Source organism: Gordonia sp. UBA7860 (genome assembly GCF_002500165.1).
GTDB lineage: Bacteria > Actinomycetota > Actinomycetes > Mycobacteriales > Mycobacteriaceae > Gordonia > Gordonia sputi.
In genome coordinates this window covers 1-14,590 of the sequence record NZ_DLSO01000099.1, presented here as the reverse complement: position 1 = coordinate 14,590, position 14,590 = coordinate 1, and the positions used below count along the sequence as shown (strand labels likewise).

The window sequence follows — 14,590 nt, the reverse complement described above, 5'->3', positions numbered from 1 at the left end:
CCGTTAATCTGATACTCCCACACTGTCGGCTGGGACAGTCCGGGCTCGGCAGGCCAGCGTTGGAATGGTGGTTTTCTGTCGGGATTGATCAGCGGGGTGGTTGGATGATGGTGACTTTGCGCGGCCGGGGCAAAACTGCGATGCCAGCGCCGCGCGCCGCAGCTGAGAATGGGATTGGTTTTGCATCGGCTGGCCATGGTTTGGGGCCTGCCGCATCGAAAATTGCGACTGCGTTTGCGTGTGCGGCGGTGGTGAATCGTGATTCGTATTGCACACCGTCTGTGATGGTGTCGAGGGCGCGTGCCCAGGGGCGTGCGTCGTGTCGTAGGGAGTGATGGTGTGTATTTCGCGGGTGATGGCGAAGTCGGCAGCTCGCTTATCGCAAAGGTTGGCGAGAATACGGGTGTCGGGTAGGTGGAGTTGCGATATGACGCGCTGCGCGGCGAATTCTTCGTCGACACCACCAAGGTTGTGCAGGGTTGGGCCCAGGACTTCTCGGACTGCGGTGTCTGGATCGACACCGAGGTAGCAGGTTCCGCGGGGTGCGTCGAGATCGAAACGGCCTGCCCCTCCGTTCGAGAAGAACCATGCACCATTGGCTGTGCGATGTCCTCGATACAGCTGTGCGCTCGTGGGAATGCTGACCGTCGGGAAGGATGACAAGTCCCGTCCGCCGGGTTCACGCAGCGCTACCGATTCACGGCTGCTCATGCCGCCCAGCGTTCCGCATCGACTCGGGCAGCGTTGAGGGCCGCTGTGAGCTCGTCGTCACCGCCACCCCTGACATACGCGACGGCGGTTTCGTCGTCGAGGGCGGCGTTCGGTGAGCACATCCACAGCGCCGCGGTCCACGCGTTGGCGTGCTCCCGCAAAACTTGCCACACCCTCAAAAGCCGGCGGTCGACTACGGCGTCGTCGGTGAACTGCCACGTCGGATACACCCACGTGCCGGATTCGAGCTGGCAGCCGATAAGGGTGTTGTTCTTGACGCGTTTGGCGAGCGCCTGCTTGCTGACATCAAGCCAGGTGGTCAGTCCTGCAGTGTCGTAGAAAGGTCCAACGGTCTGATCATGCACGCTGGTTGCAGACGGCAGTGCCGCCATCATTGCCCTAGCAATTCGGGAGGTGTCCGCGTACACCGCCGGGTCAACCCCAGAGTCCTCGGCGACGGCGAACCGCACATCCAAGAGGCTGCCCAACTCGTCGAGCAACGCCTGCTTACGATCCATCAGATCCGACATCGAGCCCACTTTCGGTCAACCTGGACAACCACCTGCCTCTAGTTTTACGCCCACACATCCCGTCGGTCAACCGGGTCAACCTAGCGGTCGTGTGCTCACTCCTATCGGCTGATGCCCCGAATCGCCTCGGACGCGTCGTCTTCATCCGGCATGGGTGTATCGCCCCGGCTGGCCGGTTCGAGCCTCGGCACTGACCGCGTGCCGGGTGGGCGTATGTGTGGTTGTTGCTGGTTGCGAGCGTCTAACCAGACGCGGGGAACGCGAAACAGACACGCCGAACGAGCTCCCATTGCGGGTATGTCGCCGAAGGTTCATTTCTCCTGCAAGCAACGGCAGGGCCACAAGCCGGATCTCTGGTGAGGCGCACGATCTGGCGCGCGGGACAGGTAGAAGCTGGCGGCAAGATGCAGCGCGGGGAGGCAGCGGTCGAATAGCGCCTGACTTGGCATGGCATGCCAGTCGTAGACTTGGAGCCGAACTGAATCTGTTCGAGCCGATACACGATGACTTGTCTCACGTCGCCGGAAGGTCTCGAATACGCGCTAGCGACGATATAACCCAAAAAGACACAGACGACCGCTCGACACAAAGTTGGATCCGGAGCGAAGCGTCACTCACAAGCTCGCACCCATTGCCCAGCATCGCATAAAGGAGGACCAGTGAGCGTATGGGATGACATCATGGACACCCCTGCCGAAGCTGAGAACATGCGCGTCCGAGCAGCTTTGATGCGTGCACTGCGCGAACGTATCGTCACATTCGGCTGGTCGCAGACCGTTGCCGCCGCCAACCTCGACATCCCCCAACCGCGAGTCTCTGAACTCATGAACGGCCGCATCTCGAAGTTCAGCCTCGACGCTCTCGTTACCCTCGCATACCAAGTCGGGATCCATGTCGCTGTCGTCGCCGATCCCGACACAGACGTCGCCGACCATCTGACCAGTTCCAGGTCTCGCCACTAGCATCACCATGCAACCACCAGCGAAGCGTTTGTTCGGGTGATAGACGTTCGCGGGCAAGGGTCACGAGCTTCGTGAACTTGCTCGACGCCCTGACCCCGATCGTTGACGGGGCGGGTCCGGCGCGGCTGCTCGATATGGTCGCCGGCCACTGCATGTCAGCACTCAAAGACTGACTCTATCCCGTGACCAGCAGTTTCATCATACCGATTTCCCTCGAGGTCGGCGGAGGGGGATGCCTTCACGATGCAAACATTCGTATATACACGCGTTTGAAACACCGAACTCGTGTGCAATGTCTTTGACTAGGCACCCCTCTTCTTCGTACCTTTTCCTGAGTAGCTCACCGGGCACTAATTTCTTTTTTGATTCGGGAGCAGCTGCGGGAATGATTCCTGCAGCGCGCATCCTCTTACCGACCGTGGAGGGGGCGGCGTCGAGTGCAGCAGCAATATCGGCAATCGATTGATGCTTGTTGAGGTAGCGATCTCGTAGTTCTTCAATCGGCAGTAGCCGAACGCGTCCGGCCCCAGGAGGGCGACGTGATGGAGTACGGATAGCGATGCCTTGCTCGCGCATTATTTCGCAAAGCCTAGACTCACTAATGCCAAAACGTTTGGCGGTTGCGCGGAGCGTTAGTTTCCGGTCGACGTAGAGTGATTTGATCGCGTCAGGTGAAATCGCGGCAGGCGGTACTGCGTCGTCAACTGGGGTAGACACTTCGACCCTGCGCGTTGCGGTGTAATCCACCACTCGACGGCCTCGAAAAATGACGACGCCGCTATCCTTGAGGCGGCGAGCAATCGTGGGTCTGCACACACCGTACCGAACGCTCAACTGTTCAAGAGTCATGAGCTCATCGACATAGAGATGTTTGATTTCTTCGATGGGCAAGGACACAACCGACGCCCCTTCTTGCGTGCCGCCAGTGCGAATCGTGATGCCAGCTTCGCGAAGGCGGTTGGTGATCGTGGTCCTCGACACACCGAGCTGGCGTGCGATTTCGGTCGACGGCTGGTTCTGCGTCACGTAGAGGTCGACGATCTGCGCGGTGTCGACCGAAACTGTCTTCCGTCCACGGACCTCAATTCCGTTTTCACGGAGAAGGATACGCACCTTGTGTTCGCTCAGGTCGAGATCGCGGCTTATCTCGCGGACGGTCTGCCGCCGGGTGACGTACGCGTCGTAGAGTGTGTCGCGCGACGGTAGCGTCGCTCGGCGTGCGTCTGGCGCCGTGTTCGAATGCACTGCCGCGTCACTGCTGCGGCTGTCAGACGGGGGTGCTTCGGGACGCTGACCAGACGACTTACTTCTTCGAATGCGGCGTCTCGTTGATCGTTGGATAGGTTGATCGTTCAGGTATATGCGCAGTGCGGCAGGGGAGATCGCGAGGGCGCGTGCCGCATCGCGTACCGATAGGTTATCTGCGCGCAGTAGGTTCGTGATGTCGTCCCGTGGTAGGGGCACAGGTGGCCCCGGTAGGTCTAGGTCGGCGATCAGATCGATCGGTGGTTCTGCGCACACTGGTTCGTCAATTCCGAGGCTGTTGAGGAACACACTCGCCTGGTGGTCAAGCGCCTCGACGATCTGCGGGCTGAGCAATGCAAGGAGTCGAGGTACCTCGCGCGTGCGTCGATCGGATGCCGCGACTCCCCGTGTTCGCTGGTAGTTCAGTGTGACTCGCCGGTAGAGAAAATCGCGTGCCAGTTCGTGGCGCCCCATATCTACGCCGTGTTCGGTAGCGATCTGACGCCATTTGTCCTCGGGCAGGAGCTGTGAGTAGTCCAGTTGACGACGGCGGTCGTAGTCGATCTTGCCTGGATGGTCGACGAGGTAGTCGCCGAGTCGTGTGATGGCTGATAGGACTGACCGTGGGAGTCGCGCGCTTCCTGCTCTGTGCCAGACCGAACCGATGTGGCGTGGGTCTTCATCGATGCCGAGGAGCGTTGCGCAATCAGCAACCGGTTTTCCCGTGACAGCGATGACCGTTGCCAGCGAGAGACCGACAGCCCCGTAGTCTTCGTTGAGACCGGGGATGAGGAGCCGAACCGCCCAGGTTGGCCACATGCGTTGCGGGATTGAGGACACTGCAGCGTGCTGTGGGCTGGTGAGTTCTCCCGATGTCTGGGGACGACGCCATGTCTGCTTTAGCGCGTTTATGTCATTCGCCTGGCTAGCACCACAGAAGATCGACTCTAAGCGGCCACCTTTGTTGGTGCGCGCTGTGTATCGGTACCCGCTTGTTCGTGAGAGGACGGTTCCGAAGCTTGGAAGCAGCAGGCGCAGCATCTCGGCGGCGGTCGCATTGTCGGCGGAAAGGATGCTGACGGATGTGGCGGTAGCTGCGACGTCGAGTAGCGACCCGCGATCGACGTCGGTTGCTGTGAGGTTCTCAAGCAGGCCAGTGAAATGGGAGGAGTGTTCATTGGCTGCTTTACTCCAGTCCGCATCGCGCTTGAGGCGAATCGCCAAAACCCTTGCGTCAGCGAGAAACGAGACGGCGTCGAGTATGGCGGTATCGGAGTCCGCCGTAACTCCATCTCGTGGGATGGACATCGCGGTGCTGACGGTTTTGCTGACCGTGCGTTGTGCGATGAGAGCAGGGTCATCGTCGGAAAGCCCGGCCGTGAGGGTCTGACCCAGAGGGAACGTGCAGGCGGGGTCGGCAGAGTTGTCTAGCATGTGAGCGCCACACTCTTGCAACACGGGGATGTCAGTGGCCATCCGATGAAGGGCGGGGCTCGTGCCGCAGCGTTGACAGAGATCGACCAATAGACACTGATGACGAGGACATACGAGCTCCCAGCCGATGCGCCAGCGGAGAAGCCATCGTCCACCGTTCTCAGAGAGGCAGTGCGGACAGAATCGAGACGCTGGACGCAGACGGAAGATGTTTCTTAGAGTCCACCCCCGCTGGTCGGCCTCGCGTCGGGCAAACGCCCCTGCGCTCGCGTCCACTGTGGGGAACGCGTATTCGGTCATCGTGAGGAGGTCTTCGAGTGATGTCTCGGTGGCGTCGGCAAGGGGTTGAAGCCCACCGGGGGTGGCGGGCAGCTGGATTAGACCATGTCTGGTCCGGAGACCGTAGTTGAGATAGCGGAATACGCTCCGAGGCACGTTGAACCGGCTCGCGTAGGCATCGGTCCACGATTCGATACTCTCCCCCGGCACGGCAGGGATGCGAACGGCAAGCGTCCGGGTGGTCATCATGATGCCACCGTCGCCTTTTTCGAGCCGCGAGCGCGCGATTTCAGGTGCTTGGATCCGATTGCCCCGGATTCGATCTCCGCCAGATAGCCCTTGCGTTGCCGTTCAGCCTCGGCGTCGATGGCGATTGTGTCGAGGAGATCCTGGGTGAGGCATTCTTGCCCTGTAGCAATGGCTTTACGGGATCCACGGGCGATTAGTGACATCAGCGAGTTGATATGGCCACTCGACCTGGCGAACAAGTATTCAGCAAGATTGACGGCGAGCATGCCGGGGTGCTTGTGTACTAGCAGCAGGTCACGCTCCACTGTGAGCAGCGTGTCATGCCACTGCTGTTGTTGTTCCTCGTTTTTAAGTCCGAATCCCCTGAATCCTATGGGTGTCCAGCGCCGTGACATCTGGGTCACGAGGTTGTGTGAGCGTTCCTCGTTGTAGGGGTCTTTGGCATCGAATAAGCCAGTCCCGACGAAGATGAAGGTCGCCGGAAGGTGGTTGGTGAGCGACTTCAAATGGTTGATGCTGCGCCGTCCACTCGGGGTGGTTGCGTCGATGAACTGCACTTCATCGACGACGACTAGTACGGTTGCACACGATAGGACGTGGTCCTGTGCGCGTGCGAGCAGCGTCGCTTCGTTGCCGGATAAGGGTGCCCCGAAGAATCGGCAGATGGCTTCGTCGATCGCCTTTGGGCTGGGGTTCGATGGGATGGAGATATACACGACTGGAATGTGTTCTGCATCGGTGGACGGAAGGTAATCACCAAGTTCAGCCCGCTGGGCATTGAAGATTCTTTGGGCGTAATCGACGACCATGGTGGTCTTACCGAGTCCTGGTGACGCACTGATGATGACGGAGTCACGCACTTTGTCTCCCCGCTTGTCTACACCGCATTCGTACACCATGTCGATGGTTTCGTTCGCGTTGATCAGCATGGGGGTTTTGATTGGTCCGTAGTTTGCGTGGTATGCACGGCGTCGCAGATTGTAGTCGCTGCGTGCGCTGGTGCTGAGTGCCTTGAGCTGGGGCGTGGTTAGTTGTTCCGGCCGTGTCGGAGGGTGCGTGGCGAGTGCCTTGAATCCCTCCTTGAGAACCAAGCTGGCAACCCTTAGATCGGGTTCGGGGGACAATTTCTTTTGCGAGTTGGACATCGTGTTTCCAGTGCTATATTCAGTGATATCGGGCCGTGTACGGTTTTCTGTGTCTGGGTGTTCCTCTTTCTTTTGGAAGGGTGCGAACGAACTGCGATATCTTTATGCATCGACATCGTCGGTGGTAGTTCCTGAGGCCCGGCTGTAGTAGTCGTCGAGTTCCTGCTCGTTGTAGTTGCCGTCGCTATCGGGGAGGGGGACAGCCACGTCGGTGTCGAGGTCGATCTCAGAATCGCTGTCTGAGGGTGACTCCCACTGGTCGCCGCCGGATCGGAGGGTCACGGTCGGAGTTGGTTCTAGCGGGTTGCGGTCGCGTCGGAGTTCTTCCAACGCCGCGCGCCGCTCTTGGGGTGTGTCTGCGATACCCGCACCGAATTTGTGGAGGATTTCGTTGATTGCTTGGACGTCGTCGACTGCCGTATCGCAACGGCGTTGGTAGTCGCGAGCAAGCGACAGTGTTCGCTCGGTGAATGGTCCATCGACATAGCGCGCCTTGTTCCATGTCAGGCGAATCCACTCTCCCGGCGATTTTTCTAAGTAGAGGTAGCGCATGTCCCATGGGTTGACTCGTACCGGGAACTTGTCGATGTCTGGTCCGGTACCGGTGCCGCTGCGGGATCCGGGGGGTGGGAGTTGAGGACTGGTGTACTGCAGTCGGTATTGCACTCCTTTGGTGGTGATGGTGCGCCACACCAGCGGTAGTAGTCGCAGCAGAAGGTCCGGGCTTGACGGTACGGTCAAGCCAAATTTTCCGAGCGAGCGCCGAACGCCGAATTCGTGTGCCGCGTTGGGTGACAGCTTAAGATGTGGAGCATCCGGCAGCTGGATCCCGCGATGGATCTGTTTGTGATAGACGTTTGCTAGGAAATCACAGATCATCTCTTCTAGTTCATCCACGTAGTAGGCCGCCTGTTTTTCGATGTCCTCCCCGCGCACCTGCACAGATCCACCTTTTTGTCCTGCAACATCTTGCAGGTAGTACTCTATTGTTTGAAATAGACGTTCGCAGGGGCCTTTGTCCGTGGGCTGGTTAGCCCGTGCGGGTCGTAGATCTGTGTGCATCGCCCGCAAGACCGATACAGTTTGTTTACCGATGAAAATCTTAGCGTTATCGGGGATAACTGCACCAGCAACTGGGCGGCGCGATTGGATGAAGTCAGTGTTGTCCGGATCGTAGACGACGTGGTCGGGGACACCTAACCACCCGAGTTGCTGCATGTAGGCGGGCCGTTGCAGCGGCGCGAAATAGCGATACAGCAGCTGCATCACTGCGAATGCATCAGTCGAACGTTCCGTTAGAATTAGACTGGGAACCTTCTTGCAGAAGACGTCGATGAGCAACGTCAGCTGAAGATTGACCCACCGACTGGTGAGTCGGTCGAGACCGATGACATCGAAATAGTGAGTGTCGAGCATCAAGAATTGAGTGGGGTAGTCCGCGTGCAAGCCGTGAAATTCGCCGGACGGGGAATCCGCGAGTTGCTTCTCGGTCTGTACCGACGACCGGAACGTGTAACGACCGGCGGAAAGCTCCGTCAGTGCCGCGTATGCGGTGGTGCGGCCAGGCTGTCGCACCCTGTCGCCGTACTGCCTTTCACACAGTTGATTGATTTGGTTGATCATCGCTTTGCGAGTGATTCTGGTTTTTCCCGGGTGCTCGCGTACCTGCCGGGCAGCGATTTCCAACCAGCGGGCGTCAATGGAGTGCATCCCTAGTTTTCGGCGGATTGACCGTCCGTCGAGTAGCGCTGCGGGGTTGCCGTCGGCGGCCCAGTAGTTTGCGCATCGCTTCTTCACACAGGAGGTAGTCAGCCCCAGCTCTGCTGCTTTCGCCGCATATCGTTCTTCCAGAGCTATCTCGGGCGCGTATTGGGAACGGGGTTCGCCCTTCAACGCGCGATCTGAGGTGCCGCTGCGGTATCCCGTGGTGATCTCTAGGACGTGTTCTTCCCATTCATAGGCGTCGCGCTGCGCCTGTTCGGGCGCTAGATCGATGTCTGAGGCGGCAGATGTCTTTCCCTCAGGCGGAAGGGCGTCAAGGACGACGAAGTTGGGGTTCGCGGACATGGAGCCAGTCCAGATCGTGCAGAATCCCGGGGTGTCTTCGTAGGACAGCACAGCTACTTCGGCACTGATCGACTCAACGTGAGCCGGCCGACCGTGATACACGACTTTGGTGCCGGGAACTACGCTCACGGCACTCCTGGATAGGTCCATGGTTCTTCGTTTCTTGTGGAAGGCGATGTCTATCGCCTGCCCTGGTGGTGGCTGTTGTGTGCTCGTGGAATAGGCGACGATCAGCGAACGGAGTCGCTGATGCGGTGGTGGAACAATGCTCTCGCCTCGTCGGTCAGGTAGTCCGGGAGTGGCACCCCTTCCGAGAGTTCTGTGGTGCCGCGCAGAACGAATCGGTGCAGGTCGGCGCGGAGTTGTTGACGCCAGATCAGGTGGCGCACAGCGGGGGTGACTGGCCATTGTGGAAACTGTTCTTGAAGTTTCTCGACCAGCTCGTCGACGGTCAATGTGCCTGCTCGAACCGCCTCAAGGGCGGCAGTTGTGACATCGGAGTTGGTGAGTTCCGGGTCGCGAAACCCGTCGAGGTAACCCATGTTGAGTGACACCATCTCATCGGGTTCGGTCACGTGGACCTCGGTGTTCCAGCCCAGTGCTTGGATCCGTGGCATCGCCCACTGCAGGCACGAAGCTACTTTGGGATCGTTGAGTCCTGGAGCTGTTTTGACTTCCACTATGGTGACCTCTCCCGACCGCGAAACCGTGGCGTAGTCGGGTGTGTAGCGGCGGAGGCGGCGCTCGGCCCGTTCGACGAGCCGAAACGGCTGCGAATGGATCTCGATGATCTCCGGATCGGCATCTGCGAGCTGGAGTCGTCGTAGCTCTCGCAATGACTCGTATTGCACGTGAGCGCCCATCGTGAAGCAGTAGTGTTTACCCGAGTAGTACCACTGCCCCGAGAAATGACGAACAAGCCGTATGGGAAGTGTGTTCTTGAGCGCTTCGCGGCTTTGGACGCCGTCACAGGGGACAGTCGTCACGGTGTCATCAAGACCTCGTATCCTTATTACAGGACCCCCGGCGCTTGCTTTGATGTCTTCCTGTAAGCCATGTTTTTCCGGCACGGCACTATCCTCTCGGAGGGTCTGTGCATGGGACTTCGACATGATCTGACCGCACAACTGCGTGCTTGCACACATTGTTTCGACATCAATCACCGTCCTGGAAACAGGCATCATGCTCGGCCGACCTGGCGGACGAACTCGCTGAGTAATTGCTTCCAAGGGCGAGGTGTGCTCATCGCTCAAGCGATTCGGCAGGAAAGAGTGATCAGAGATCCGCGATCAGAGTATGAGCCAGTTCATTGGCATCACTTCGATTCAGAGTTAACGAGAGTGTCTGCTCGGCGGTCCTGATGCCGTTTCACCTCTGAGAGCCAATGGTAGCGCGAACTGGCGGACCAATCCATAGCCGTGAGCCCCTTTTATCAGACCACGAAAACTCTGCGCGTATCGTCGTCCCCATACATCGAAGCCACAACTAACTCTGGCGGACTGACTACACCGCGTGCGATCGAGTACGTGATAGTTCGGGTTGCCAGTTCGGGAGAGGGACCCTATGTCCATCTATGCGCTCGGCACGGCTCACACCGTAGAGCAACTACTCGAAAGCGGCCGCGACTATCCCTCCGAGTCGGTGTGCCTCAACCCGTTCTGCACCAAGCCTGTCTCGTACGCCGTCCACCACGCGGGTCGGCGGCAGCTGTTCTGCAGTCCGAGGTGCCGTCTTCAGTACCGCGACTATCGCAATCATCTCACCGCCGAGCGAACACAACTCGTCAGTCATATCAACTCGTGTGAGGTACCCCGTCGCACGAAAGTGATTCTCGGGCGCCAACTTAACCAGCTGGACTGGTCACTCGTGCTCTTCCCTCCCACCGACTGGGTTAAGCAGTTCGACTAGCCCCACCGATCCTGCCTTGGTGGAGGACACTGTTGCCACACTTGGTGCACATGACCCTCGTGCAGGAGGCGCCTCCGGCTGCGACAGCTCCGAGCAGACAGCGGATCAATCAGTTGCTCCTGCGGATCAGACGCTTGCTCGAGTCTGGCACGAATTCGGCGGTGCGCAGCCGGTTCCAAATCAGTTCAACTTGAACACTTCGACGCGCCCACGCATTCATCTCCAGGTGCAGATTTGTACAGTGTAGATGCTCTGCTGGTAGCGGAAGCAGCTCGTGCAAGCGCCGGGCAGCCTCATCGATGCCCGCACAGTCGAGCACTCCGAGAGCCAGCGCTATCGTTGGTGCGAGAACAAAGCTCGATACAAAGTTGCGCGTGCTGTTGCGCGCCATGTCACCGGTCTCCCGCAGTTCCAAGATCGCCGCGCCACTTCCCCTTACAAGACAGTCGATCTGCGTGATATCACCAGCCAGAATGATCTGGCGCGCCAGGTACGCCACATCATGCAGCAGTGGACTCGGCGCCCAGGTTGAAGGCGACGGATCACGTTCGGTGCGCAGAAGCGTGTCGATGCGTGCCTGTGCGCACAAGATGGGCGAATCGGCATCGAGAGCAGTCGCCTGAACTCCGCCGAGGACGAACTGGCAAACACCGCCGTAGCGACCATTCGCGCCATCACACGAACCTCCGCGAAGCCGCAGTTGCGTGATGCGACGACGTCGTGGGTGCGATCCGCACTGGGGGCATGTATCCACGAGCAAGCAGTGGTGGCGGCGACACGCGAAAGCCCACCGAGACCGCCAGCCCAACTGCCATCGGCCACCATCTTCGGTTAGGCACTGCGGGCAGAACCGTGAGCTCCTTGTCACGAGCCAGAAGCCCGCACGCGGACGTGGATAAACCTGGTAGTCCGTAGCAACCGGCGTCACGGTGTACCCATCAGTCTCTGGGAACATTGCCGACACAGTCATCGCCTCGATCTGCGCCGAGCGCATTCCGCCGGCGAGCGCTAACCGCTCGATCTCGGATCGCGATACGCCGGTAACGAGGTCGCGCCTGCCTGCCCCCGGCATAGACATGTGTCGATAGAACTCGCCCAGCGTGAGCCGATGCCGCCGACAGCACGCTTCTACCCACGAATCGAGCGCTTCTCCGTCGATTGCCGGAACACGCAGCGCCAATGTACGCAGAGCAGTTCGAGCTTGCGAGTCGGACTTGGTTTGCGAGAGCATGTCTTAGTATCGCGTGCGATACAATGGGCGTGGGGCGAACCGCGCCCCTCCCCGACCGGTCACAATGAACGACGTGCCGGTCCCTGAAGCGTCCCTGACGCCAGCTCAAAGGCGGGTCCGGAAGATGCGGCGAGATGCAGTTGGAGACGCGATTCGCCGAGCACGAGTCGGGGCCGGACTAACTCAGCAGCAACTCGCCGACGCCAGCGGCGTCAGCCGACCAGCCATCGCCCGCATCGAAACCGGTGAAGCCTCGACTCAAGTAGACCGGCTGTGGGATCTGGCCGAAGCACTGGGCACGACGCCGAGCGCGATACTCGCGGATGCAGAGTCAAATCTCTAGTCGTCGGGACTGACGCCACTAATGCTTCACCTGCGGCTGCGCGCGTTGGTGAGGGCGTACGCGCCGCCATTTGGCACGGTGGCCGTTGTGACGATCTGATCAAACTAGCCTTATCGGTCATGACGTACGATTTTTCGAGGCTTGGTCCAGATGGTTTCGAGCAGTTGGTGCAGGCTCTGGCACTCGCGAGCATCGGAGGTCGTGTTCGGATCTTCGGTGACGGCCGCGATGGCGGCCGCGAAGCCACTTTTAACGGTGATTGCAGCGTGCCGGGTGGTGGAGATTGGACCGGCTATGGCGTGATCCAGGCGAAGTTCAAAAGTCGGATCACCTCCACAGCTCTGGACCAGAGCTGGTTTTTTGCCGAGGCCACGAAAGAGCTTGACGCCTGGGTGGGCCGAGGTCGGAAGACACGGCGAGTCCCGTCCCCTGAGTACCTTGTTTTCGCGACCAACGTCGTGCTGACTCCTGTGAACCAGATCGGCGGCGCTGATCGCTTCGAGCAGCTGATGGTGAAGTATCGGGACCTTACCGAGCCAGGGGGGCCTGGAGAGCCGCCAAGGAAAGTCGGAATCCCGCATTTAAAGGGCTGGGCTGCTTGGCATCCCGATCAACTGACGGGCCTACTAAACAATCACCCGGCGGTCCGGCAGCGGTTCGCCGACCTCATCATGCCCGGCGACGTTCTGTCGAGGTTGCTCGATCATGTCGCCGAGCAGGACGCGCGGATCTCCCAGGTGCTGGTGACACATCTGGTGCGCGCGCTCAAGGCCGACATGATGGTTGAGCTGAGCGAGTCCGGCGATCAAGCTGCACGGCAGCTGATGCTGGAGCAGGTAGCGGTTGATCTTCCCGCACAGTTCGTGGTGAACGGCAAAGCCTCTGGACAAGACATGGTGCTGCGCCGGATTGTCTTGGCCGCTGATCAGGTACGCGCCCCGGAGTTCGGTCTCACCAGCAACGCCCAGATCATCATTCTCGGCGGCCCAGGCACCGGGAAGACAACTCTCTCGCGTACGCTGTGCCAGATCTACCGCGCCGCGCTCCTGCAAGGTCAAGACCAGGTTCTGACCCAGCAGAGCGCGGAGGCCAGCGACCGAGTCAGGAAGAGCTTCGTCGCTCACGGTTTACCGGTACCGAGGCTGCACCGCTTTCCAGTCCGCGTAGTGCTAAGTGAGTTCGCGGATGCACTCAGCGCCAACCGCACCCTGACCGTGTTGCAATTCATCACAATCCTGGTTAATCGCGGCCAGTCCGAACAGCTGAGCATTCCCGACCTCAAGCGCCTATTTACGCAGTGGCCGGTCCTGGTCGTGCTCGATGGCCTCGATGAAGTTGCTGCCGCGAACGACCGACAGCTGATGAATGATCTCATCGACGACTTCCGTACCGAACTGGCGGCCCAGCGCGTCGACGCGCTAATCGTATGTACCTCGCGGCCGACTGGCTACACCTTCGACGGCAGTTCAGGGTTCGAGTTAGTTCAACTGTCCCGACTCGTCCGAGGCGAAGCACTCAACTACGCATCCCGTCTCCTGCAAACCAGGTTCCCCAACGACGAGGACCGCCAGGACACGGTGATGAAGAGACTCGAGCGGGCGGTCGACGAACCTGAGACTGCACGCCTGATGACCACGCCACTACAAGTGACCATTGTCGCGCTCCTCCTTGAACAACGAACTCGCGCGCCGCATAGCCGGTATGCGTTGTTCAACGCGTACTACGAGACGATCTACGCACGCGAACGCAATAAGCACCCCACATCAGACCTCCTGTTCGAGCGGTATCAGACCCAACTCGACCGCATCCACCAGCAGTGCGCCCTGACCATCCACGTACAGGCTGAGCAGTCGGGCGACGCCGAATCAATTCTCGCAAAGGAACTCCTGTCAGACATCACCACTCGAGTCATCGACCAGGACGGATACACCGGCGCTGAAGCTCGTAGAATGGCCGCTGAGATCGATGAATTGGCCACGACCAGGCTCGTGCTTATCGTTCCTCGCGGAGAGGGTGTGGCCTTCGAGGTGCGAACCCTCACCGAGTTCTTCGCCGCTAAGTGCCTCATGCAGTCCGACGATCCGTCAGACATACTCGAAGCCCTAATTCCGTCGGCTCACTGGCGGCACACGTGGTTACTCGCTGCCGGTCTAGTGTTTGACGAACGCTACTACCAACGCGATATGGTGCTCAACCGCCTCAACTTGATCGATCAACAGACCGCAGTGAACCGCCTCGTCCAGCCCGGTGCGCTTGCGGCCATCAGCGCTTTGCTCGACGGCTTCGCCGCAAACACACCTCGATGGCAGCGGGACTTCGCCCGGTCAGCTTTGCGCCTGCTAGATGGCCCCAGCGGCAGACACATCGAGACTCTCAGTGACGCTCTGATCAGTATGATGCCCGACGACGCGACACTGGGCGAGGTGGTCTGGGATGAGCTAGATCGGCGGCTTCGCGCCTCGTTCACTGGCGCCGCACGTGCCCTT

General features: G+C 59.6%; 10 protein-coding genes and 1 pseudogene. 3 read left to right on the top strand and 8 right to left on the bottom strand.

Going from position 1 to position 14,590, the window contains the following annotated elements; translation table 11 throughout:
* Nucleotides 1-3: 3 nt before the first annotated feature.
* Complete coding sequence (locus B3T59_RS12650) at nucleotides 4-711, bottom strand: RES domain-containing protein (RefSeq protein WP_287003644.1); 708 nt, start codon at nucleotides 709-711, stop codon at nucleotides 4-6.
* On the bottom strand, nucleotides 708-1,211 hold the full coding sequence (locus tag B3T59_RS12645) for a hypothetical protein (RefSeq protein ID WP_245552008.1): 504 nt from the start codon (nucleotides 1,209-1,211) through the stop codon (nucleotides 708-710). The genes B3T59_RS12650 and B3T59_RS12645 overlap by 4 nt, the downstream gene beginning before the upstream one ends.
* Nucleotides 1,212-1,900: 689 nt before the next feature.
* On the opposite strand from B3T59_RS12645, the gene B3T59_RS12640 reads away from it, so the two are divergent.
* On the top strand, nucleotides 1,901-2,203 hold the full coding sequence (locus B3T59_RS12640; RefSeq protein WP_005180184.1) for a helix-turn-helix domain-containing protein: 303 nt from the start codon (nucleotides 1,901-1,903) through the stop codon (nucleotides 2,201-2,203).
* A 198-nt stretch (nucleotides 2,204-2,401) separates the two neighbouring features.
* Here the strand turns inward: B3T59_RS12640 and B3T59_RS12635 are convergent, their stop codons facing one another.
* From B3T59_RS12635 to B3T59_RS24615, 6 genes and pseudogenes are all read right to left on the bottom strand, one after another.
* Nucleotides 2,402-5,407: a TniQ family protein gene (locus B3T59_RS12635; protein WP_245551995.1), complete on the bottom strand. Its 3,006-nt coding sequence runs from the start codon at nucleotides 5,405-5,407 to the stop codon at nucleotides 2,402-2,404.
* The gene (locus B3T59_RS12630; protein WP_005180180.1) at nucleotides 5,407-6,555 is read right to left on the bottom strand and encodes an ATP-binding protein; all 1,149 of its coding nucleotides are present in this window, start codon (nucleotides 6,553-6,555) and stop codon (nucleotides 5,407-5,409) included. Before B3T59_RS12630 ends, B3T59_RS12635 begins: the two co-directional genes overlap by 1 nt.
* Nucleotides 6,556-6,657: 102 nt before the next feature.
* Nucleotides 6,658-8,751, bottom strand: a complete 2,094-nt coding sequence (locus B3T59_RS12625) for a hypothetical protein (protein ID WP_287003641.1) — start codon at nucleotides 8,749-8,751, stop codon at nucleotides 6,658-6,660.
* Nucleotides 8,752-8,852: 101 nt separating this feature from the next.
* Nucleotides 8,853-9,806 (bottom strand): TnsA-like heteromeric transposase endonuclease subunit, encoded by a 954-nt coding sequence (locus B3T59_RS12620; RefSeq protein WP_083444510.1) that lies wholly within the window; start codon nucleotides 9,804-9,806, stop codon nucleotides 8,853-8,855.
* Between the two features lie 833 nt (nucleotides 9,807-10,639).
* Nucleotides 10,640-11,119 carry a hypothetical protein gene (locus tag B3T59_RS12615; protein ID WP_040519576.1) on the bottom strand — a complete coding sequence of 160 codons (480 nt, stop codon included), beginning with the start codon at nucleotides 11,117-11,119 and terminating at the stop codon, nucleotides 10,640-10,642.
* 177 nt (nucleotides 11,120-11,296) lie between these two features.
* A pseudogene (locus tag B3T59_RS24615) lies at nucleotides 11,297-11,761 on the bottom strand (TniQ family protein); the annotation flags it as partial.
* A 64-nt stretch (nucleotides 11,762-11,825) separates the two neighbouring features.
* Between B3T59_RS24615 and B3T59_RS12610 the strand changes: the two are divergent.
* Nucleotides 11,826-12,104: a helix-turn-helix domain-containing protein gene (locus B3T59_RS12610; RefSeq protein ID WP_267879806.1), complete on the top strand. Its 279-nt coding sequence runs from the start codon at nucleotides 11,826-11,828 to the stop codon at nucleotides 12,102-12,104.
* A gap of 119 nt (nucleotides 12,105-12,223) precedes the next feature.
* Nucleotides 12,224-14,590: NACHT domain-containing protein (locus tag B3T59_RS12605; RefSeq protein WP_287003637.1), on the top strand; the 2,367-nt coding region annotated here is incomplete at its 3' end.

What these genes read in the sequence shown, in the direction of transcription:
- B3T59_RS12620 (WP_083444510.1), bottom strand. Translation starts at nt 9,806, where the DNA reads ATGATGCCTGTTTCCAGGACGGTGATTGATGTCGAAACAATGTGTGCA.
- B3T59_RS12650 (WP_287003644.1), bottom strand. Translation starts at nt 711, where the DNA reads ATGAGCAGCCGTGAATCGGTAGCGCTGCGTGAACCCGGCGGACGGGAC.
- B3T59_RS12610 (WP_267879806.1), top strand. Translation starts at nt 11,826, where the DNA reads ATGAACGACGTGCCGGTCCCTGAAGCGTCCCTGACGCCAGCTCAAAGG.
- B3T59_RS12630 (WP_005180180.1), bottom strand. Translation starts at nt 6,555, where the DNA reads ATGTCCAACTCGCAAAAGAAATTGTCCCCCGAACCCGATCTAAGGGTT.
- B3T59_RS12635 (WP_245551995.1), bottom strand. Translation starts at nt 5,407, where the DNA reads ATGACCACCCGGACGCTTGCCGTTCGCATCCCTGCCGTGCCGGGGGAG.